16 protein-coding genes and 1 tRNA gene are annotated in these 19,366 nt (G+C 63.8%); 11 read left to right on the top strand and 6 right to left on the bottom strand.

Annotation, left to right across the window (positions count from 1 at the left end; all coding sequences use genetic code 11):
• Positions 1-10 precede the first annotated feature (10 nt).
• Positions 11-3,220 carry a molybdopterin dinucleotide binding domain-containing protein gene (locus GCN78_RS14220; protein WP_152252290.1) on the top strand — a complete coding sequence of 1,070 codons (3,210 nt, stop codon included), beginning with the start codon at positions 11-13 and terminating at the stop codon, positions 3,218-3,220.
• On the opposite strand, the gene GCN78_RS14215 is transcribed toward GCN78_RS14220, so the two are convergent.
• The 5 genes from GCN78_RS14215 to mutM are packed head-to-tail and all read right to left on the bottom strand — an operon-like array spanning position 3,217 to position 9,589.
• Positions 3,217-3,831: a response regulator transcription factor gene (locus GCN78_RS14215; RefSeq protein ID WP_152252289.1), complete on the bottom strand. Its 615-nt coding sequence runs from the start codon at positions 3,829-3,831 to the stop codon at positions 3,217-3,219. The two genes, GCN78_RS14220 and GCN78_RS14215, sit on opposite strands and share 4 nt — an antisense overlap.
• Positions 3,828-5,633 (bottom strand): sensor histidine kinase, encoded by a 1,806-nt coding sequence (locus GCN78_RS14210; RefSeq protein WP_193316734.1) that lies wholly within the window; start codon positions 5,631-5,633, stop codon positions 3,828-3,830. The genes GCN78_RS14215 and GCN78_RS14210 overlap by 4 nt, the downstream gene beginning before the upstream one ends.
• A complete protein-coding gene (gene mutY, locus GCN78_RS14205) occupies positions 5,633-6,796 on the bottom strand; it encodes an A/G-specific adenine glycosylase (protein ID WP_152252287.1) in 1,164 nt (387 codons plus the stop codon). Before mutY ends, GCN78_RS14210 begins: the two co-directional genes overlap by 1 nt.
• Positions 6,797-6,829: 33 nt before the next feature.
• On the bottom strand, positions 6,830-8,731 hold the full coding sequence (locus tag GCN78_RS14200) for a dynamin family protein (protein ID WP_152252286.1): 1,902 nt from the start codon (positions 8,729-8,731) through the stop codon (positions 6,830-6,832).
• Positions 8,732-8,752: 21 nt separating this feature from the next.
• Positions 8,753-9,589: a bifunctional DNA-formamidopyrimidine glycosylase/DNA-(apurinic or apyrimidinic site) lyase gene (gene mutM / locus GCN78_RS14195; RefSeq protein ID WP_152252285.1), complete on the bottom strand. Its 837-nt coding sequence runs from the start codon at positions 9,587-9,589 to the stop codon at positions 8,753-8,755.
• 167 nt (positions 9,590-9,756) lie between these two features.
• Between mutM and GCN78_RS14190 the strand changes: the two genes are divergently transcribed.
• From GCN78_RS14190 to pth, 7 genes are all read left to right on the top strand, one after another.
• Positions 9,757-11,541 carry a tetratricopeptide repeat protein gene (locus GCN78_RS14190; RefSeq protein WP_152252284.1) on the top strand — a complete coding sequence of 595 codons (1,785 nt, stop codon included), beginning with the start codon at positions 9,757-9,759 and terminating at the stop codon, positions 11,539-11,541.
• A 126-nt stretch (positions 11,542-11,667) separates the two neighbouring features.
• Positions 11,668-12,318, top strand: a complete 651-nt coding sequence (locus GCN78_RS14185) for an outer membrane lipoprotein LolB (RefSeq protein WP_152252283.1) — start codon at positions 11,668-11,670, stop codon at positions 12,316-12,318.
• A complete protein-coding gene (gene ispE, locus GCN78_RS14180) occupies positions 12,315-13,199 on the top strand; it encodes a 4-(cytidine 5'-diphospho)-2-C-methyl-D-erythritol kinase (protein ID WP_152252282.1) in 885 nt (294 codons plus the stop codon). The genes GCN78_RS14185 and ispE overlap by 4 nt, the downstream gene beginning before the upstream one ends.
• An 87-nt stretch (positions 13,200-13,286) precedes the next feature.
• Positions 13,287-13,363: transfer RNA gene (locus GCN78_RS14175), tRNA-Gln, on the top strand.
• A 150-nt stretch (positions 13,364-13,513) separates the two neighbouring features.
• Complete coding sequence (locus GCN78_RS14170) at positions 13,514-14,464, top strand: ribose-phosphate pyrophosphokinase (RefSeq protein WP_131688255.1); 951 nt, start codon at positions 13,514-13,516, stop codon at positions 14,462-14,464.
• 166 nt (positions 14,465-14,630) lie between these two features.
• Positions 14,631-15,242 (top strand): 50S ribosomal protein L25/general stress protein Ctc, encoded by a 612-nt coding sequence (locus GCN78_RS14165; protein WP_131688254.1) that lies wholly within the window; start codon positions 14,631-14,633, stop codon positions 15,240-15,242.
• A gap of 113 nt (positions 15,243-15,355) precedes the next feature.
• On the top strand, positions 15,356-15,940 hold the full coding sequence (pth, locus tag GCN78_RS14160) for an aminoacyl-tRNA hydrolase (RefSeq protein WP_086145733.1): 585 nt from the start codon (positions 15,356-15,358) through the stop codon (positions 15,938-15,940).
• Here pth and GCN78_RS14155 read toward each other — a convergent pair whose 3' ends face one another.
• The gene (locus tag GCN78_RS14155) at positions 15,941-17,038 is read right to left on the bottom strand and encodes a serine hydrolase domain-containing protein (protein WP_152252281.1); all 1,098 of its coding nucleotides are present in this window, start codon (positions 17,036-17,038) and stop codon (positions 15,941-15,943) included.
• Positions 17,039-17,156: 118 nt separating this feature from the next.
• Here GCN78_RS14155 and GCN78_RS14150 point away from each other — a divergent pair, with 118 nt between their 5' ends.
• The 3 genes from GCN78_RS14150 (at position 17,157) to ychF (ending at position 19,208) form a co-directional block, all read left to right on the top strand.
• Positions 17,157-17,732, top strand: a complete 576-nt coding sequence (locus GCN78_RS14150; protein ID WP_152252280.1) for a hypothetical protein — start codon at positions 17,157-17,159, stop codon at positions 17,730-17,732.
• Positions 17,732-17,965 (top strand): helix-turn-helix domain-containing protein, encoded by a 234-nt coding sequence (locus GCN78_RS14145; RefSeq protein WP_152252279.1) that lies wholly within the window; start codon positions 17,732-17,734, stop codon positions 17,963-17,965. The genes GCN78_RS14150 and GCN78_RS14145 overlap by 1 nt, the downstream gene beginning before the upstream one ends.
• 151 nt (positions 17,966-18,116) lie before the next feature.
• Complete coding sequence (gene ychF, locus GCN78_RS14140) at positions 18,117-19,208, top strand: redox-regulated ATPase YchF (RefSeq protein ID WP_034778348.1); 1,092 nt, start codon at positions 18,117-18,119, stop codon at positions 19,206-19,208.
• Positions 19,209-19,366 lie beyond the last annotated feature (158 nt).

Below are 19,366 nucleotides of genomic sequence, written 5' to 3'. Positions count from 1 at the left end.
GGAGAGAATAATGAACGAACAAAAAAACAACGACGTCCCTGACGACGAAAGCGAAAAACGCCGCAAGCTGCTGCGCTACGGCGCCATCGGCGGCGGACTGGCCGCGTTTGCCGCCAGCTTTTCCACCACGGCCGGCCGCATGGTCGACCATGCGCTGGGCAAGGACAAACCCGTGCAGAAACTGCACGGCAATTCGCTGCCGCCCGAGTTTTCCGTCGATACGGCCACGGGCAAGCTGACGGTCAACCCCGACCAGCAGGTCAGCTACACCATGTGCATGGGCTGCACCACGTTTTGCGGCGTGCGCGTGCGCCTCGATAAAAAGAGCGGCAAGGTGCTGCGCGTGGCGGGCAACCCGTACAGCCCCCTGTCGGCCGATCCGGCGCTGCCTTACCAGACCTCGATACGCGACAGCTTTGTGTCGCTGTCGCGCTTCCAGGAAAAGGGCTTGAAAGGGCGCTCCACCGCTTGCGGCCGCGGCAACGGCGTGCTGGAACAGATGGAGTCGCCGTTCCGCGTGCTGGCGCCCATGAAGCGCGTGGGACCGCGCGGCGGCGGCCAGTGGGAACCGATCGCCTTCGACCAGCTGGTGAAGGAGGTGACGGAAGGCGGCGACCTGTTTGGCGAAGGCCACGTGCAGGGCTTGCGCGCCTTGCGCGAGCTGGAAAAACCGATCGATCCGGCGCAGCCGGAACTTGGGCCGCAAGTGAACCAGGTGGGTTTGATGTGCAGCACGGACGATGGCCGCCTGGCGTTCGGCACGCGTTTTTTCAAGCAGTCGTACGGCAGTCTGAACCTGGTCAACCACGGCTCGTATTGCGGCGGCGCGTACCGCAGCGGCTCGGGCGCCATGTTCGGCGACATGAAGAAAATGCCGCACGCGAAAGTGGACCTGGAAAACACGGAATTTTGCATCTTCGTCGGTACGGCGCCCGGCAATGCGGGCAATCCGTTCAAGCGCCAGGGCACGCTGATCGCCAAGGCCCGTTCGGGCAAGCGCGAGTTCAGCTACGTCGTCGTCGATCCCGTGCTGACGAACGCGGACAGCCTCGCGGCGGGAGACCGCAGCCGCTGGGTACCGATCAAGCCGGGCACGGATGGCGCGCTGGCCATGGCGATGATCCGCTGGATCATCGAACATGAACGCTATGACCGCAACTTCCTCGTGCAGCCGAACCTGAAGGTGGCGGAAGCGGCCGGCGAAGCCGCCTGGTGCAACGCCACGCACCTGATCATCAGCGAGAAGGGCCATCCGCGCGATGGCCGCTACCTGCGCGCGTCGGACATCGGCGCGGTGGAGCTGGCGGAAGAAGAGCGCTACAAGGATGGCGACGCCTTCTGCGTGATCGACGCCGCCACGCAAGCCATCGTGCCGCACAATGCCGCCAAGGGCGAGGCGCGGCTGTTCTTCGACGGCCCGCTGGACGTGGCGGGCGCGCCGCTGCACCTGAAGACGGCCATGACGATGCTCAACGAGGAAGCGCAGCGCCACAGCATGGACGAGTATTCGGCTGCCTGCGGCATCACGCGCGACATCATCGAAGGCCTGGCGCAGGAACTCACCAGCCACGGCAAGCGCGCCGCCGTCAATGCGCACGGCGGCATGATGTCGGGCGCGGGCTTCTATAACGCGTATGCGCTCGTCATGCTCAACACCCTGATCGGCAATTTGAACCGCAAGGGCGGCACCCTCGTCAACGGCGGCAGCTTCAAGGATGCGGGTCCCGGTCCGCGCTATAACCTCGAAAGCTTCGACGACGAGATCAAGGCGGCCGGCATGCCGATCGGGCGCAATGTGCCATATGAAAAAACCTCGGAATTCAAGCTGAAGAAGGAAGCGGGCAAGGCGTATCCGGCCAAGGCGCCGTGGTATCCGAACGCGCCCGCGCTGGCCACCGAATGGCTCACTAGCGCCATGAACGGCTATCCGTACACCCTGAAGGCGCTGATCCTGTGGAGCTGCAATCCCGTCTACGGCATCACGGGCTTGCGCGCGCAGATCGGCAAGGAGCTGGCCGATCCGAAGAAGATTCCCCTGATCGTCGCCATCGACCCCTTCATCAATGAAAGCTCCGCATTTGCCGACTACCTGCTGCCCGACACCCTGCTGTACGAAAGCTGGGGCTGGGCTGGCGCCTGGGGCGGCATGCCCGTCAAAATGAGCACGGCGCGCTGGCCCGTGGTCGAGCCGCGCGTGCAAAAGACGCCAGACGGCCAGACCATCTGCATGGAATCGTTCTTCATCGCGCTGGCGAAAACGATGGACTTGCCCGGTTTCGGTTCAGAAGCCTTGCAGGACATGGATGGCCAGCGCTTCCCCCTGCAGCGCGCGGAAGACTGGTATCTGCGCGGCGGCGCCAACATCGCCTGGCAGGGAAAAACGGCGGTGCCGGAGGCCAGTGACGACGACATCGTGCTGTCCGGCGTGGCGCGCATCCGCCCCGAACTGGAGCGCACCCTGAAGCCGGAAGAGTGGCGCAAGGTGGCCTTCATGCTGGCGCGGGGAGGGCGTTACCAGAGCTATGGCGAGATGTTCGGCCTGCGCCTGCCGCCGCCGGCGAATCCCAAGGCGCCGGCGGCGCCCGCACCGGTCGTCGACGACACGCCGTATCCGCAGGACTGGTCCACGCACCGCTATCTGAAACCGATGATGCTGTACAACGAGGGCCTGGGTGTGAGCAAGAACAGCTTGAGCGGCAAGCGCTTCCCCGGCACGCCCGCCTGGCGCGTGGCGGCGTTTGCCGACGGCACGCCGGTGCGCAAGACCTATCCGGCCAGCGAATGGCCGTTCGAGTTGATCAGCTTTAAATCGGCGCTGCAGAACTCCTACAGTATCGGCGCGCGGCGCTTGCGCGGCATCCATCCGGACAACCCGGTCGCCGTGCATCCCGACGATGCGGCGCGCCTGAAGCTGGAAAATGGCGATGCTATTTACCTGGAAACGCCGGGCGGCAGGGCCAGGGCCACGGTGATGCTGCGCCATGGCGTGCAACGGGGCGTGATCGCCGTCGAACATGGTTTCGGCCACAAGGAGCACGGCGCGCGCGCCCACCGCATCGGCAAGCTGCGCCAGCCCGACGAGCCGGCCATCGGCGCGGGCATCAACCTGAACGACCTGGGGTTGACGGATCCGAGCCGCGGCGACAAGAACGTGTTTGTCGATCCCGTGTCGGGCACGTCGGTGCGGCAGGGACTGCCGGCGCGCATCGTGCGGGCCTAGATTTGTCCACCCGCCATCAGCAGCCGGGCCACCTCGGCTGCTGAATGCAGGCCCAGTTTTTCCATCGTGTTATGGCGGTGCACCTGCACCGTCTTGTCGCTGATGCCCAGTTCGCGGGCGATGACTTTCGAGGCTTTGCCTTCGGCCATCAGCAGGGCCACTTCGCGCTCGCGTGCAGTGAGCCTGGCCAGCGCCGATTGCGCCGTATTCGCGCTGGCGGCGCTGCGGCTTTCTTCCACGCTGCGGGCCACGGCGCGCGAGACGGCGTCCAGCAATACCTGGTCCTTGCATGGTTTTTCCAGAAAATCGCAGGCGCCCGCCTTCATCGTTTGCACGGCCATGGCCAGGTCGCCGTGGCCGCTGAGGAAAATCACGGGCAAGGAGATCGCATGGCGCGCCAGCTCCTGTTGCAGTTCCAGCCCGCTCATCATGGGCATGCGCACGTCGAGCAGCAGACAGCCGGGCGCATGGCCGGCATAGCGCTGCAGGAAATCGCGCGCCGATTCAAACGCCTGCACTTGCCAGCCGGCCGAATCGAACAGATAGGCCAGCGAGCGGCGCATGGCGGCATCGTCGTCGACGACAAAGATGATGGCATCGCTTTCGTTCATGGTGTTTCCTCTGGTGTTTCCTGATGTGCTGCCATGCCGCTATCTTCGGGCAGGCGGAACCAGACCGTCAAGCCCGGCGCATCGGCGTTGGCGTGCGCCGACAGGCTGCCGCCGAACGATTCGATGATGCTTTTGCTGAGCGACATGCCCAGGCCCAGGCCTTCGGCCTTGGTGGTGAAGAAGGGCTCGAACAGGCGCGCCATCTGCGCCGCCTGCAGGCCGCAGCCGGCATCGCGCACGGCCACCGTGCAGGCGCCGTTTTCGCGGTGCAGCAGCACGCCGATGGCATGCTGCGGATTGTCGTTTTCCACCTGCGCATCGAGCGCATTTTTCAGTAAATTGAGCAGCACCTGCTGCACTTGCTGTGGGTCGGCCAGCACGCGCGGTGCCGCGCTGGCCGCCTCGTGGCGCCAGCTGATATTGGCTTGCGGATGGGCCGCGCGGAACAGCGAGACCGCCTGCTCCACGGCGTCGGCCAGGGCGAAGGCCGTGCTGTGCGCGGGACGCTTTTGCGCCATCGCGCGGATGTGACCCATGATGGCGCCCGCGCGTTCGCTTTGCGTGGCGATTTCCTGCGCGCCGTCGAGCAGCGGCGCCGCGTCGAGCCGGCCCGCCGCGATGCGGCGCGCCATGCCGCGCGCGAAATTGCCGATGGCCGCCAGCGGCTGGTTCAATTCGTGCGCGATGGCGCTGGCCATCTCGCCCAGAATCGCCAGGCGCGCCGTGTGATCGAGCGTGGCCTGGCGCTGGCGCGCCTGCTCTTCCAGCGCGCGCTGCTGGTGCTGGGCGGCGCGCAGTTGCTCCGTGCGCCGGCTGACCAGGTATTCCACGCGCACCGTGTGCACGGCCCAGGCGACGAGCAGGGCCAGCACCAGCAGCATCCAGCCCCAGTAGCGGCGCAGCGCCGTCTCGAACGTCAGCTTGTCCAGATAGGCGTAGGGACCGATGCGCAGGTCGCGGAACAGTTCATCGACGATCTGGTAATCGCTGGGCACCGTCCAGCTGTAGCCTTCCTCGGTGCGCGGCATGGCCAGCAGGGCTTGCGCCACTTTTTTTGCCAGCGCGGGCGGCGTCTGGCGCAGGGCCACGAAGGGCCAGTCCGGATATAGCCGCGACGAGCTGGCGCAGCGAAAACCGGGAATCGGGCGCGTGGTGATCACGCGCAGTTCCTCGGCGCGCACTTCGCCGCGCGCCACCATCTGTTCCAGCAAACAGGTGCGCACGATGCCCGCATCCATGCGCCCGGCGCGCACGGCGTCGACGATCTGCTGCGAGGGAAAGCCGCTGTAGCGCAGGCTGGCGAAATCATGCGTGGGATCGATGCCCGCTTCGCGCAGTTCGCGCGCGGCGATCTGGTAGCCGCCAAAGGCGTCGGGCGCCACCGCCATCACGTTCTTGCCCGCCAGGTCGGCCAGGTCGTGCAGCGGCGACGCGCTGCGCACGACGATGGCCGAGCCGATGGCCTGGCGCGGCGAGTCCGTCCATGGCGATTCGAGCGTGGCGATGCGGCTGGCTCCATCGCTGTGTTCCAGCGCCACGTAATGGCCGCTGCTGGTGATGGCGAAGGCGATGGCTTGCGACTGCACGGCGCGCGTCAATCCCGCCTGGTCGTAGTCGGCCAATGTAAAACGGATGCCGGGGATGCTGGCTTGCAGGTGGCGCGTCACGTACGACCAGTCCTGCTGCACGGCGTCGCCGCCCTTGTAGGCCAGCACGCCTATTCTCACCTCTGGCAGTTCGTCGGCCGCTTGAACGCCGTGCCAACACAGCGCCGCCAGCGCCAGTACGACAAGCCTGCGCACTAGAACATGCTGCGCTGCGCCGAACGCGCATCGCCGAACAGGTCCAGCAGCAGTTTCTTGATGGGCGCCGGCAGCGGCGCGTCGGCGATGTTCGCGCCGTCGTACCAGACGTGGGTGGACTCTCCGGCCAGCGCCAGACGGCGCGCCAGGGTGATGCGGCAGGGGACGATGTGCAGTTTGTAGTGGGTAAACACGTGCACGATGGGCAGCAGCCGTTCCTGCGTCTCGATGGCGCCGAAGGGCGCCACGGCGCGCGCCAGCGCATCCTGGTCGATGTCGCGCGGACAGTCTGCATCGGCCAGCACGTGGCCATCGAGTTCCGGCAGCGACAGCAAGCCGCCCCAGATGCCGGAGCCGGGGCGCTGCTCCAGCAGCACCTGGCCATCGTCGATGACGACGAGCATGACCGCGTGTTTTTCCGGGCTGGTTTTCTTCGGTTTGCGCACCGGTAAGTCTTTGACCCGATGGGTGGCGTAGGCCACGCAGCGCGGCTGCAGCGGGCAGCGGCCGCAATCGGGGCTGCTGCGCGTGCACAGGGTGGCGCCGAAGTCCATCAAGCCCTGCGTGTAGGCTTCGATGCCAGTCTCCGGCAGCAGCGCCTCGGCGCGGCGCCACATGGCTTCCTCGACGCGTTTTTCGCCGGGGTAGGCATCGATGCCGAACGCGCGCGCGAAGACGCGCTTGACGTTGCCGTCCATGATGGCCGCGCGCGTGCCGCTGGAAAACGCGGAGATGGCGGCGGCCGTCGAGCGGCCGATGCCGGGCAGGTCGGCCAGCAGGGCCGGATCGCTGGGGAAGACGCCGTCGTATTCGGCCACCACGCGCTGCGCGCACTTGTGCAGGTTGCGCGCCCGCGTGTAGTAGCCAAGGCCGCTCCACTGCGCCATCACGTCTTCGACGGGCGCGCTGGCGAGGTCGCGCAGGGTGGGGAAGCGTTCGAGGAAGCGCGCGTAGTAACCGAGTACGGCGGTGACCTGGGTTTGCTGCAGCATGATTTCGGACAGCCAGATCAGGTAGGCGTCGCGCGTGTTTTGCCACGGCAGCGCATGGCGGCCATGCTGCTTTTGCCAGGCGATGACGGTGGCGGAAAAAGTGGGGTCGATATAGTCTTCTAAAGGTGCCGCGCCCGTGGCGGGCGAGAGCGGATGCAGCAGACGTTTCATGCAGGGTTCCAGTGTTCTGTTGTTTGATGTGGCTCAGCTTGCGCTGGCGGCGCGCAAGGCGGCCAGCAATTGCGCCAGCTGCGCCTTGTCGCGTTCGAGCGCCGCCAGGCTCGCTTCGAAGCCGGCGATCTTCTGTTCCAGGCTGCCCGTCGCGTCGTGGATGCGCTGGATCGAGGCAAAGCGCAGTTTCAGCTGTTCCTTGTATTCGACGATCTGCGCTTCGAGCGGCGCCATGATGACTTTCAGCCAGGCGCTGGCGTCGTCGTTGGCGTTGGTGAAGCTGCGGCGCACGCGCGAGGCGATGGTGTCGAAAAATTTTTCCATCAGCACGACGCGGCTGGTGGTCAGCAGGGTCGCCGTGCCGAACTGCTTGTGATACACGGCTTCGATGTCGGCGATTTCCTGGCGATAGCGGGCCAGTGAAAACGGCATCGGCAAGGCCAGCGCCAGGCCATGTTCGGAGGCGAATTTGCGGTACATCACGTTCATCATTTCCGTGATCTCGGCCGTCTTGCCTTCCGAGCGGTCCAGGTTGCTGGCGATGCGCTCGAAGTACTGGCGCACGGCTTCGCGCAAGCCCGTGAAAAAGCGGCTGCGCTGCATGGCGGCGCGCACGCCATCGATATCGTCGCGCACGATGTCCATGCCCAGGCTCGTGTACAGCTCCGTCGACAGGCGGGTGAACACGGCGCGCGTTGCCTGCAGCTTGAACAGGCTGCTGTCGAATTCCTTCTTCTCGATATCGATGCGCCGCATCATGTGCGCAATCACGCTCTGGTTCTTGCCGCGCAAGCTGTGCAGTTCGTGCAGCTGCTCGGCGATGCCGCGCGCGCGCGCCGCCGCCTGCACCTGCTGCGCCGCTTCGATGGCGTCCAGGTCGAACGCCAGCTGGCGCCGGATGATGTCCTTGCGCGCGGGGATCAGCTCCTCGAACAGGGCCGTCTCCAGCGGCAGCAAACGGCTCTTGTCCAGCAGCGCCGCATCGTGGTTGATCTTGCCAACCAGGGCCTTTTGCGCAGAGACGGGAAACACCTGGCCGGTGTCCAGTGTCAACAGATGCGCCACGCTGGCCTGCTGGCGTTCGATCGCCTGCGCCACTTCGGCATCGCCGCGCAATTCATCCCACATGCTGTCGATCTTGTTGAGCACCACCAATCGCCCCGCGCCGGCGCCGATATGGTTGCGCCATACCTCGATGTCGCTGCGCGTGACGCCCGTGTCGGCCGCCAGGATGAACAGCACCGCGTGCGCATTCGGGATCAGGTTCAGGGTCAGTTCCGGTTCCGTGCCGATGGCGTTCAGGCCCGGCGTGTCGAGGATGACGAGGCCCTGTTTCAGCAGCGGATGGGGGAAGTTGATGATGGCGTGGCGCCACATGGAAATTTCCACCTGGCCGTCCTCGTCGAGCATGGCGGGAGCGTCCGCGTCGTCGGCGTCGTACAGGCCGTAGCGCGCCGCTTCTTCCACGCTGACTTTTTTCGTCAGGCTGACCTGGCGGATGGCTTCCTGCATGTCGCCGCCCGCCTCGATATTCAGGGGCAGGACGGTCCAGGCGGCGGGCAGGTCGCGGTAGTCGCTGGTCGACAGGTTCTGTGCGCGCGTCTCGATGGGCAGCAGCCGGATCGATGGCGGCCAGGCCGCGTCGTACAGCAGCTCGGTGGGGCACATGGTGGTGCGGCCCGCGCCCGAGGGCAGGATGCGCTGGCCGTAGCCGGCAAAGAAGATGGCGTTGATCAGCTCGGATTTGCCGCGCGAGAACTCCGCCACGAAGGCCACCGATAAACGGTCATCGGCCAGGCGGGAGCCACAGCGCGCCAGGCGCAGCGCGGAGGCGCCGTCGACCAGGCCCGCCGCGCTGGCGGCTTGCCGGTATGCCTGCAAGGCGGCCTGCACGTCCTGGCGCCACGCGCTGTATTGTTCCAAGTCTCTGACCATCTGGCTCCCTTTGCGTATGACTTACTTTTGACAATTCACGCAGTAAAACGTGGAACGCTGGCCCTGCACGATTTGCCGGATCGGCGCGCCGCAGACGCGGCATGGCTTGCCCGCGCGGTTGTACGTGAAATACGTCTGCTGGAAGTAGCCGGACTGGCCGTTCACGCCGATGAAGTCGCGCAGGGTGCTGCCGCCTTGCACGATGGCTTCGGCCAGCACGTCGCGGATCGATTGCGCCAGTTTCTCATAGCGGGCCAGGCCAATGCGCCGGGCCGGCGTCTTCGGGTTGATCCCCGCGCGGAACAGGCTTTCGGAACAATAGATATTGCCCACGCCGACGACGATGTCGCCCGCCATCAGCACCTGCTTGATATTGCTGCCCTTGTTGCGCGTTTTCTCGAACAGCAGCTGGCCCGTGAAGCCGCCTTCCAGCGGTTCCGTGCCCAGGCCGCGCAGCAGCGCGTGGCCATCGAGCGGGCCGTCGGCCTCGTCGTGCCACAGCACGGCGCCGAAGCGGCGCGGGTCCGTCATGCGCAGCACCTGGCTGCCGCCGTCCGCGTCTTCCACGACGAGGTCGAAATGGTCGTGCTTTTGCGCCTCCGTCCCCGGCGGCAGCACGCGCAAATGGCCCGACATGCCCAGGTGGATGATCAGGGTGCCGTGGCGGAAGTGGATCAGCAGGTATTTGCCGCGCCGCCCCGTCAAGCCGATGGTTTGCCCCGACAATTGTTCGCCCAGGGCAGGGGGGAAGGGCCAACGCAGGCCGTCGCGGCGCAGCACGACGGCGCGCACGGCACGGCCTTCGATGTGGGGCGCGACACCGCGCCGTGTGACTTCGACTTCTGGCAATTCTGGCATAGGGCTCGAATGGTGGAAAACCGGGTAAAAAACAGGCGGGTTGCCGGCGAACGGCTGGCCCGGGCACGCTACGCCGCCACGACGTATATATTTCGTTACATACGTGAAGTACGCGATAGCCGCGTTGGGCGTAGAATCAAACTTTGCCGTTTAGCCAGGATCAGCCTTTGAAAAACGCTTTCGCCATTGTAACCTTGTCCGCCCTGATGGCCACGCATGCCATGGCACAGACGCCTGTCGCCCCTGTCGATGGGGTGGCCAGCCCTGCTGCTGCCACGGCGCAGCCAGTGCCCGACACCGAATCCGGCGACGACGCCAAGGGCGAGAAACTGCCCAAGGTCGAATTGAGCAGCGACCTGCTGTACAAGCTGACCAAGGCGGAAATGGAATTCAAGAGCGGCCAGTGGCAAGGGCCGTACGTGACGATGATGGTGGCGGCGCAGCAGACGCGCGACCCGCGCCTGGCGCGCCGCGCATCCGAAATGGCGCTGGCCGCCAAGCAGGGCAGCGAAGCGCTGGCGGCCATCCGCCTGTGGCGCGAGCTGGCGCCCGAATCGGACGAGGCAACGCAATTCTTCCTCGGCTTTGTCGTCCTGACGGACAAGATCGACGAAGCCGAACCGATCTTCGCCGAGCGCCTGGCCAAGGCGCCGGCGGGCGCACGCGGCGTGGCCCTGTTCCAGATGCAGCAGATTTTGTCGCGCTCGAATGACAAGCTGTTCGCGTATGCCATGCTCACGCGCCTGGTGCAACCCTACCTGGACATGTTCGAAGCGCACCTGGTGCTGGCGCAGGGCGCCTTGTCGCTCGGCGAGCGTGAGCGCGCCATCGGCGAAGCGAACAAGGCGCTGGCGATCAAGCCGAACTCCGAGTTGGCCGCGCTGACCCTGGCACAGGTGACGGGCGAACCCGCGGCGGCGGGCAAGGTGCTGGCCACCTTCCTGCAAAAGAATCCGGACGCCGTCGAAGTGCGCGGCGCGTATGCGCGCCTGCTGGTCGAGCAAAAACAGCTGGAGCCGGCGCGCGACCAGTTCCTGCTGCTGCTGAAAAGCCAGCCCGACAACGTGGGCGGCCTGTATGCGCTCGGCATCGTGGCGCTGCAGCTGGAAGATACCAAGGGCGCGGAGCAGTACTTCAAGCGCTTCCTGGCCGTGCTCGAAAAATCCCCGGGCGACACGCGCGACCCGTTCAAGGCCCTGATGATCCTGTCGCAGATCGCCGAGACGCGCGGCGACACGGCCGGCGCCATCGCCTGGCTGGACAAGGTCGACAACAGCGCGTCCAGCGGTTATGTCGAGGCGCGCCTGCGCCGCGCCCAGCTGATCGCCCGTGGCGGCAATCTCGATGCGGCGCGCAAGGCGCTGACGGAAATCGAAACGGACGATCCGGCAAGCCAGGCGCAGGTGCTGCTGGTCGACGCGCAATTCCTGCGCGATGCCGGCTACGTGCAAAGCGCCTACACGGTGCTGGAAAACGCCTTGCTGCGCTTCCCCGACAATCCGGAGCTGCTGTACGACTACGCCTTGCTGGCCGAGCGCCTGGACAAGCTCGAGCTGATGGAGGCGAGCCTGCGCCGCGTGATGGCGCTGGCGCCCGACAACCAGCACGCGTACAACGCCCTCGGCTATTCGCTGGCCGAACGGGGCATCCGCCTGCCCGAGGCCCATGCGCTGATCGAGAAAGCCCTGCAGATGGCGCCGGGCGACCCGTTCATCATGGACAGCATGGGCTGGGTGCAGTTCCGCATGGGCAACCTGGCCGCGGCGGAAAACGCGCTGCGCCGCGCCTATGCCGTGCGCAGCGACCCGGAAATCGCCGTCCACCTGGGCGAAGTGCTGTGGCAGAAGGGCGACAAGGATGAGGCGCAAAAGCTGTGGCGCGAAGCGCGCAGCAAGGACCCGAAAAACGATGCGCTGAAAAGTACCCTGGCGCGCTTGAATGTCAGTTTGTGATTGTTAACCCAAGGACAAATGCTGGGGTCAGACCCTGTAGGGGGAATGCGTTCCAATGGAACGCATTCCGATCCCGCAGGGACTGACCCCGGATTTTGCACTTGGGGTGGACTCAAAAAATTTCCCATGCCAAAAAACATCTTTGCTCTCACCGCTCTTTGCCTCTCCCTGTCGGCCTGCTCGACCCTGCCTTCCCCCTTTTCCTCCGGCGCCGCGCCATCGTCGCAAGCGGTGGCCCCTTACCGCGAGCAGGTGGAGCTGACGGGGCGTTTGAACGTGGTGTACCAGAAGGATGACAAGCCCGAATCGGCCACCGTCAATTTCAACTGGCAGCAGACGGCGCAGCGCACGGACGTGACCCTGTATTCGCCCGTCGGCAGCACCCTGGCGACGATCGCCGTCACGCCGCAGCAGGCCGTGCTGACGCAAAGCGGCAAGGCGCCGCGCAGCGCGCCCGATGTCGATACCCTGAGCGCGCAGATGCTGGGCTGGTCCTTGCCCGTGTCGGGCTTGCGCGACTGGCTGCAAGGCTATGCCGTGGGCGCCGATGGCAAGCGTTTCGTCGCGTCGCCGGCGAACGACAGCGTCACCACGAAAGACGGCTGGCGCCTGCGCTATGTGTCGTGGCAAGAAGTAGGGCAAAATGCGGCCGACAAGACACCGGGCGCCTTGCCCCAACCGCGGCGTATCGATGCCGAACGCAATGCCAGCGCGCAGGCCGATGCCGTGGCGCTGCGCATCGTGCTCGATCCCGCCCCATCCGCACCTGCACCATGACACTGACGACTTTGAACAACTGCCCGGCACCGGCCAAACTGAACCTCTTTCTGCACGTCAACGGCCGCCGCGCCGATGGCTACCATTTGCTGCAGACGGTGTTCCAGTTGCTCGACCATGGTGACACCCTGCATTTCGCGCTGCGCGACGACGCGCTGATCCGCCGCGTGACGGAACTGGCCGGCGTGCCGCAAGAGCAGGATCTGATCATCCGCGCGGCGACATTGCTGCAGGCCGAAGTGCTGCGCCGCACTGGCGCCTTGCCGCGCGGCGTCGACATCGCCATCGACAAGGTGCTGCCCATGGGCGGCGGCCTCGGTGGCGGTTCGTCCGACGCGGCCACGGCCCTGATGGCCTTGAACCGTCTGTGGCAGGCAGGGTTGAGCCGCGAGGAATTGATGGCGCTGGGCTTGCCGCTGGGCGCCGATATCCCGTTTTTCATCTTTGGCGAGAATGCCTTCGCCGAAGGCGTGGGCGAAGCCCTGCAGCCCGTCGCCACGCCCGAGTGCTGGTATGTGGTGATCGAGCCGGGCGTGCAAGTGCCGACCGCCGCAATTTTTTGCGCGGAAGGCTTGACGAGGAATTCCGAACCCGTCACAATAGCGGACTTTTCCAGGTACCTCGCAGCAGGAAACGGTGCGGGCGGGTTTGGTAAGAATGATTTACAGCAAGTGGCATGCAGTCTTTTCAAGCCGGTAGCAGATGCGGTAGAATGGCTGGGTGCTTACGGTGAAGCCAGGATGACTGGTTCCGGTGCTTGTGTGTTTAGTGCGTTTGGCAGTCAGGAAGAAGCGGATGCGGTGCTCAGCAATGTGCCACCAGTCTGGAACGCCTGGAAGGCAAAAGCGCTGAATCGCCACCCGATGCTCGCCATGTTGTAAAGCAAAGCAGGCAGCAAAAAATATTTTGCTTAACGTCAAAAAGTCGGTATAATGCTGGCCAACATGACGGCAAGCAGTCAGTAACGTAGGGGAATCGCCAAGCTGGTTAAGGCACTGGATTTTGATTCCAGCATGCGAAGGTTCGAATCCTTCTTCCCCTGCCATCCTTTCACCGTAGTCTGTCGATGCGAAGTTAGCGTCCAGTGCGGGAAAAAGCAGATATGTCGCCACGCGGCATATTCTAAACAATGACTGACCGGGCCTATGCCCGGTTAGTGCTTTTCAAGACTTCTATATCACCTCTTGGGACTCCCATGGCTTACGAAAACCTGATGGTTTTTACCGGCAACGCGAATCCAGCGTTGGCAGAGGGGGTCGCAAAAAACCTCGGCATCCCTCTCGGTAAAGCAAACGTTTCGAAATTCTCCGACGGCGAAGTAATGGTCGAGATTAACGAAAACGTGCGCGGCAAGGATGTTTTTGTTTTGCAATCCACCTGTGCTCCAACCAACGACAGCCTGATGGAAATCATGCTGATGGTTGATGCCTTGAAACGTGCTTCCGCTGGCCGCATCACCGCCGCGATTCCTTACTTCGGCTACGCCCGCCAAGACCGTCGTCCACGCTCCGCGCGTGTGGCGATTTCGGCCAAGGTGGTGGCGAACATGCTGGAAGAAGCCGGTGTCGAGCGCGTCCTGATCATGGACTTGCACGCTGACCAGATTCAAGGTTTCTTCGATATCCCAGTCGACAATATTTACGCTTCGCCAATTTTGCTGGGTGACCTGCAAAAGAAAAACTACCAGGATCTGCTGGTGGTGTCGCCGGACGTCGGCGGTGTGGTACGTGCGCGCGCCCTGGCAAAACGCCTGGGCTGCGACCTGGCCATCATCGACAAGCGTCGTCCAAAAGCGAACGTGTCCGAAGTGATGAACATCATCGGTGAAGTCGAAGGCCGCAACTGCGTGATCATGGATGACATGGTCGACACGGCAGGCACGCTGACCAAGGCTGCCGAAGTGCTCAAGGAGCGCGGCGCGAAGAAAGTCGTGGCGTATTGCACGCACGCGGTGCTGTCGGGCCCGGCGATCGACCGTATTTCGGCGTCGTCACTCGATGAGCTGGTCGTGACCGACACGATCCCCCTGTCCGAAGCGGCCCTGGCCTGCGGCAAGATCCGTCAATTGACGTGCGCGCCGCTGCTGGCCGAGACGTTCAAACGCATCATCAAGGGTGACTCCGTCATCTCGCTGTTCATCGACTGATTCGATCAGCAGTAACAGACGTACTGCCTGCGGCGCGACCGGCTTTTTGCCTGTTGCGCCGCAGTGTTTTAATTTTCGGGGTGTTTTGCACCCCATTTTCGAGGATGCCTGGTCGCGGGCATCCTCATAACACAAGGCGCAAGCCTTGTTCTTCTTGGAGTTTCACATGAAAGTTATCGCATTTAAACGCGAATTGCAAGGTTCCGGAGCGAGCCGCCGCCTGCGCATTTCCGGCCAAACCCCTGGTATCGTCTACGGTGGCGCTGAAGCCCCTGTGCTGATCTCGCTGGATCACAACGCCCTGTACCACGCGTTGAAAAAAGAAGTGTTCCACTCGTCGATCCTGGACCTGGAAATCGACGGCGTTTCCCAGCAAGTTCTGTTGCGCGACTTCCAAGTCCACGCATACAAACAACTGGTTCTGCACGCTGACTTCCAGCGCGTCGACTCGAAGCAAGCCATCCACGTGAAAGTGGCGCTGCACTTCGTCAACGCTGACGTTTCCCCGGCAGTCAAACTGCACGGCGCGACCATCAGCCACGTAGCCAACGAAATCGAAGTTTCGTGCCTGCCAGGCCAACTGCCAGAATTCATCAACGTTGACCTGTCGAACATCGACGTCGGTCACTCGCTGCACGTTGGCGACCTGGTCCTGCCAGCTGGCGTGACCGCTGTCACCCACGGCGCCAACCTGACCATCGCTACCGCTTCGGTACCGGCTGGCCACGTTGCCGCTGAAGCCGAAGCAGCTGCCGCTGTTGAAGCCGACAAGAAGTAATTCTGCCGCCGCAGCAATGCGGTAGTCGCAAGGAAAAACCCGCCAGGTTCGCCGCGCGGGTTTTTTTCTGCCCGTTTTCACCGATAATACGTTTTTACACTGCAGACACAGCCATGCCCATACGCCTGATCGTCGGCCTCGGCAACCCGGGACCCGAATACGAACAAACCCGCCACAACGCCGGCTTCTGGCTGGTGGACAACCTTGCCAACAGCTTGCCCGGCACGCGCTTGCAGCGCGATTCGCGCTACAACGCCATGCTGGCCAAGACTTCCATCGGCGGCAACGAAGTCTGGCTGCTTGAACCGCTGACCTTCATGAACCGCTCGGGCCAGTCCGTGGGCGCACTGGCGCGCTTCTTCAAGATCGCTGCCGATGAGGTGCTCGTCGTGCACGACGAACTCGATCTGATGCCCGGCATCGCGCGCCTGAAAAAGGGCGGCTCGGCTGGTGGCCACAATGGCTTGAAGGACATCACGGCCGCGCTGGGCACGCAGGATTACTGGCGCTTGCGCCTGGGCATCGGCCATCCGCGCACCCTCAGCCTGCAGCAGCAGGTGGCCGACTTCGTGCTGCACCGCCCGCGCCGCGAGGACCAGGAACTGATCGAGCAAGCGATAGAAAAATCGTTGCAGGTCATGCCGCAGATCGTCGAAGGCAAGTTCGAGGCGGCCACCATGAAACTCCATACCGCCTAGTTATTTCCCCGCCTTGCCGAAGCCGGCCATGATGGTTTTCGCCATCTGCTGCTGGCTGGCCTGGGCGCTGCTGCCTTCGCCCGCGTTGGCGGCGATCAGCAAGCCGTCGCCGCTGCCGGGCGCCAGCGCGATCAGCGCATGCCAGTAGCCGTTCGACCCCAGATGCGTGAGCACGCGCTGCGGCGCTTGTGGTGGAAAGTGCATCACGCCCCAGCCCAATGCCGCATTCGTGTCGCCCTGCGCCGTATGCAGCAAGACATACGTTTCCTGTTTCAGCAGCTTGCCCTTGCCCTGTTCGCCGTGCAGTTGATCGAGCGCAAACTTGGCCCAGTCTTGCATGCTCAGGTGAATTTCCCCATCGGGCGCCATCATCAGCGGATTGCTGGCCAGCAATCCGGCGATCGGTTTGTTTTCCTTGTGGCCCAGATTCTGCCCGCGCACGGTGGGGCCGAAGGCGGCCCGCATACCCAAGGGACCGAACACCTCCGCCAGCATCAACTCCTCGTACGTCTTGCCCGTGATCCGCTCGGCGATGGCGGCGGCGATCATGGCGCCGCTGTTCGAGTAATGCGATTCGCCACGTGGCGCGGCCACCGGCGCGTCGGCCAGCGCGCGCTGCGCGTATTCCAGGCGCAGCACGGGCAAGGGGCGCGTGTCCGTGTAGGTGGAATTGATCCACGCCTCGTCGGGATTGGGCGGCAGGCCGGCGCGGTGCGACAGCAGATCCATCAGGTTGACGTCGCGGTATTCGGCGCGCATGCCGCCGGCCAGCGCGGGCAGCATGCTGGACAGCGGCGCATCCCACGACAGCACGCCCCGTTCCACCAGCCGCGCGATCAGGGTCACCGTCATGGCCTTGCCGTCGGAGCCGATATTCCACACGTCATCGGCGCCCACCGTGTCGTGGCCGTCATTGGCGCGCACGCCCGCCTGCGCCTGCGCATCGATCTTGCCGTCGCGGATCACGAGTATGGCCATGGCCGGCACGCTCTTGTCGGCCAGCGCCTGCTGCAGCATGGCATGCAAGTCATGGGCGCGGGCGGCGCCGCTGAGCAAAAAGGCGGTGCTGCAAACGAGCGAGGCAAGCAGGGTTTTCATGGTGTCTCCAGTCGATAGGGTAGGGTGAATATGTTAAAATAGTCGCAAAACATGATCTAATTATTGTTTTACGATAATTTATTCTAACCACACTTGACGTTTTCGTATACTTTTAAATATGCAAAAAAATCAGACGGGGCCGGCGGCGCTGAGCCGGCGCGTGCGCTACGGCGTCTCCGCGTTCTTTGTGCTGTACCTGCTTCTGACGGTGCTGGGCTGGCTGGCGCCCGCGCCTGCCGTGCAGGGAGCGGTCGGCGGCGCCGGCATGTATGAAGTGTTGCTGCAATTGCAGAGCCAGCCATTCGAGCGTCTGGCCGCCATGACCCTGTGGCAGCGTGGATTGGGCCTGGCGCTGGCCTTGCCTGCCTTGTGCGTGCTGGGTGACGCCGTGCGCCAGCTGGCCCTGGTCTTGCGCCAGTTCGAACAGGGCGTGTACTTCACGCCGCAGGTGGCGCGGCACTTTCGCCGTTTCGCCGGAGGTTTGCTGCTGGGAACGGTGTTGACCTTGCTGGAACCCACTGTGCGCGGCATGCTGTTCGGCTTGCTGGAAGAGGGGACGAGCCAGCTACGCCTGGTCATCGACATCACGGGCGGCGACCTGTGGACCCTGCTGCTGTGTTCAGTTTTCTTTGCGCTGGCGCAAATCCTCCATGAAGGCCAGCGCCTGGCCGATGAAAACAGCGGGTTCATCTGATGGGCATCGTCGTGCGTCTCGACCTGGTACTGGCCAGGAAAAAAGTGAAATCAAAGGAACTGGCCGCCTTTATCGGCATCACGGAACAGAACCTGTCGCTCTTAAAGTCGGGCAAGGTACGCGGCGTGCGTTTCGATACCCTGTCGAAAATTTGCGAAATGCTCGAATGCCAGCCCGGCGATCTCCTGGAATTCGATGCGTCGCAGGCGGACGACGGAGATGGCGACAGTTAGCGTCGCCATCCCGGTTTTTTTGAAGAGTAGGGTGCATAGAGGTACAATTGACCCTTAGAGCATGAATACAGCAAGATTATCCAGAAAACGCCCGCAACGGCCGTTTTGCACCAGCCGCTTGCCGGCAATATTGATTATTTAAAGGTTTTCCATGAGTCTCCAATGCGGTATCGTCGGCTTGCCGAACGTCGGCAAGTCCACCCTGTTCAATGCACTGACGAAAGCCGGCATCCCGGCTGAAAACTATCCGTTCTGCACCATCGAGCCGAACGTCGGCGTCGTCGAAGTACCGGACCCGCGCATGGATGCGCTGGCCGCCATCGTCAAGCCGGAACGCATGGTCAACGCCATCGTGGAATTCGTCGACATCGCCGGCCTGGTGGCTGGCGCATCGAAAGGTGAGGGCCTGGGCAACCAGTTCCTGTCGCACATCCGCGAGACGGACGCCATCGTCAACGTCGTGCGCTGCTTCGAAGATGACAACGTCATCCACGTGGCCGGCAAGATCAACCCGCTCGACGACATCGAAGTCATCCAGACCGAGCTGGCGCTGGCCGACATGGGCACCGTGGAAAAAGCCATCCACCGCGAAAACAAGAAAGCCCGCTCGGGCGACAAGGACGCGGCCAAGCTGCTGGCCATCATGGAACGCATGATGCCTTACCTGAACGACGCGAAGCCCGTGCGCGCCATGGGCCTCGATGCCGACGAAATGGAACTGATCAAGCCTTTGTGCCTGATCACGGCCAAGCCGGCCATGTTCGTGGCCAACGTGTCGGACACGGGCTTTACCAACAACCCGCTGCTGGACCAGCTGACGGCCTATGCGCAATCGCAAAACGCGCCCATCGTCGCCATCTGCGCGGCGCTGGAAGCGGAAATCGCCGACCTGGACGACGCCGACAAGGGCGCTTTCCTGGCCGACATGGGCATGGAAGAGCCGGGCCTGGACCGCCTGATCCGCGGCGCCTACAAACTGCTGGGCCTGCAAACCTACTTCACGGCCGGCGTGAAGGAAGTGCGCGCCTGGACCATCCATGTGGGCGACACGGCGCCGCAAGCGGCCGGCGTGATCCACACCGACTTCGAGCGCGGCTTCATCCGCGCGCAAACCATCGCCTATGACGACTTCATCGCCTACAAGGGCGAGGCGGGCGCCAAGGAAGCGGGCAAGATGCGCGCCGAAGGCAAGGAATACGTCGTCAAGGATGGCGACGTGCTGAACTTCCTGTTCAACGTCTAACTCCAATAAGGCCAGCGGCTCCCGGGCCGCTGGGAAAGCTGGCTGCACGCCGTCTTTGCGTGGCGTGCGTTCAGCGTCGTAGTGCGTCCTGGCGCAGCAGGTGCTCCAGCCGCAGCGGGTATTGCCGGCTGTTTCCCGTCGCGGCCGGGATTGTCCGG

This window comes from Janthinobacterium rivuli, from assembly GCF_009208735.1.
In the GTDB taxonomy this organism is placed as follows: Bacteria; Pseudomonadota; Gammaproteobacteria; order Burkholderiales; family Burkholderiaceae_D; genus Janthinobacterium.
The sequence above is the reverse complement of the archived record's forward strand: the minus strand, read 5'-3'. Positions and strand labels throughout refer to the sequence as shown.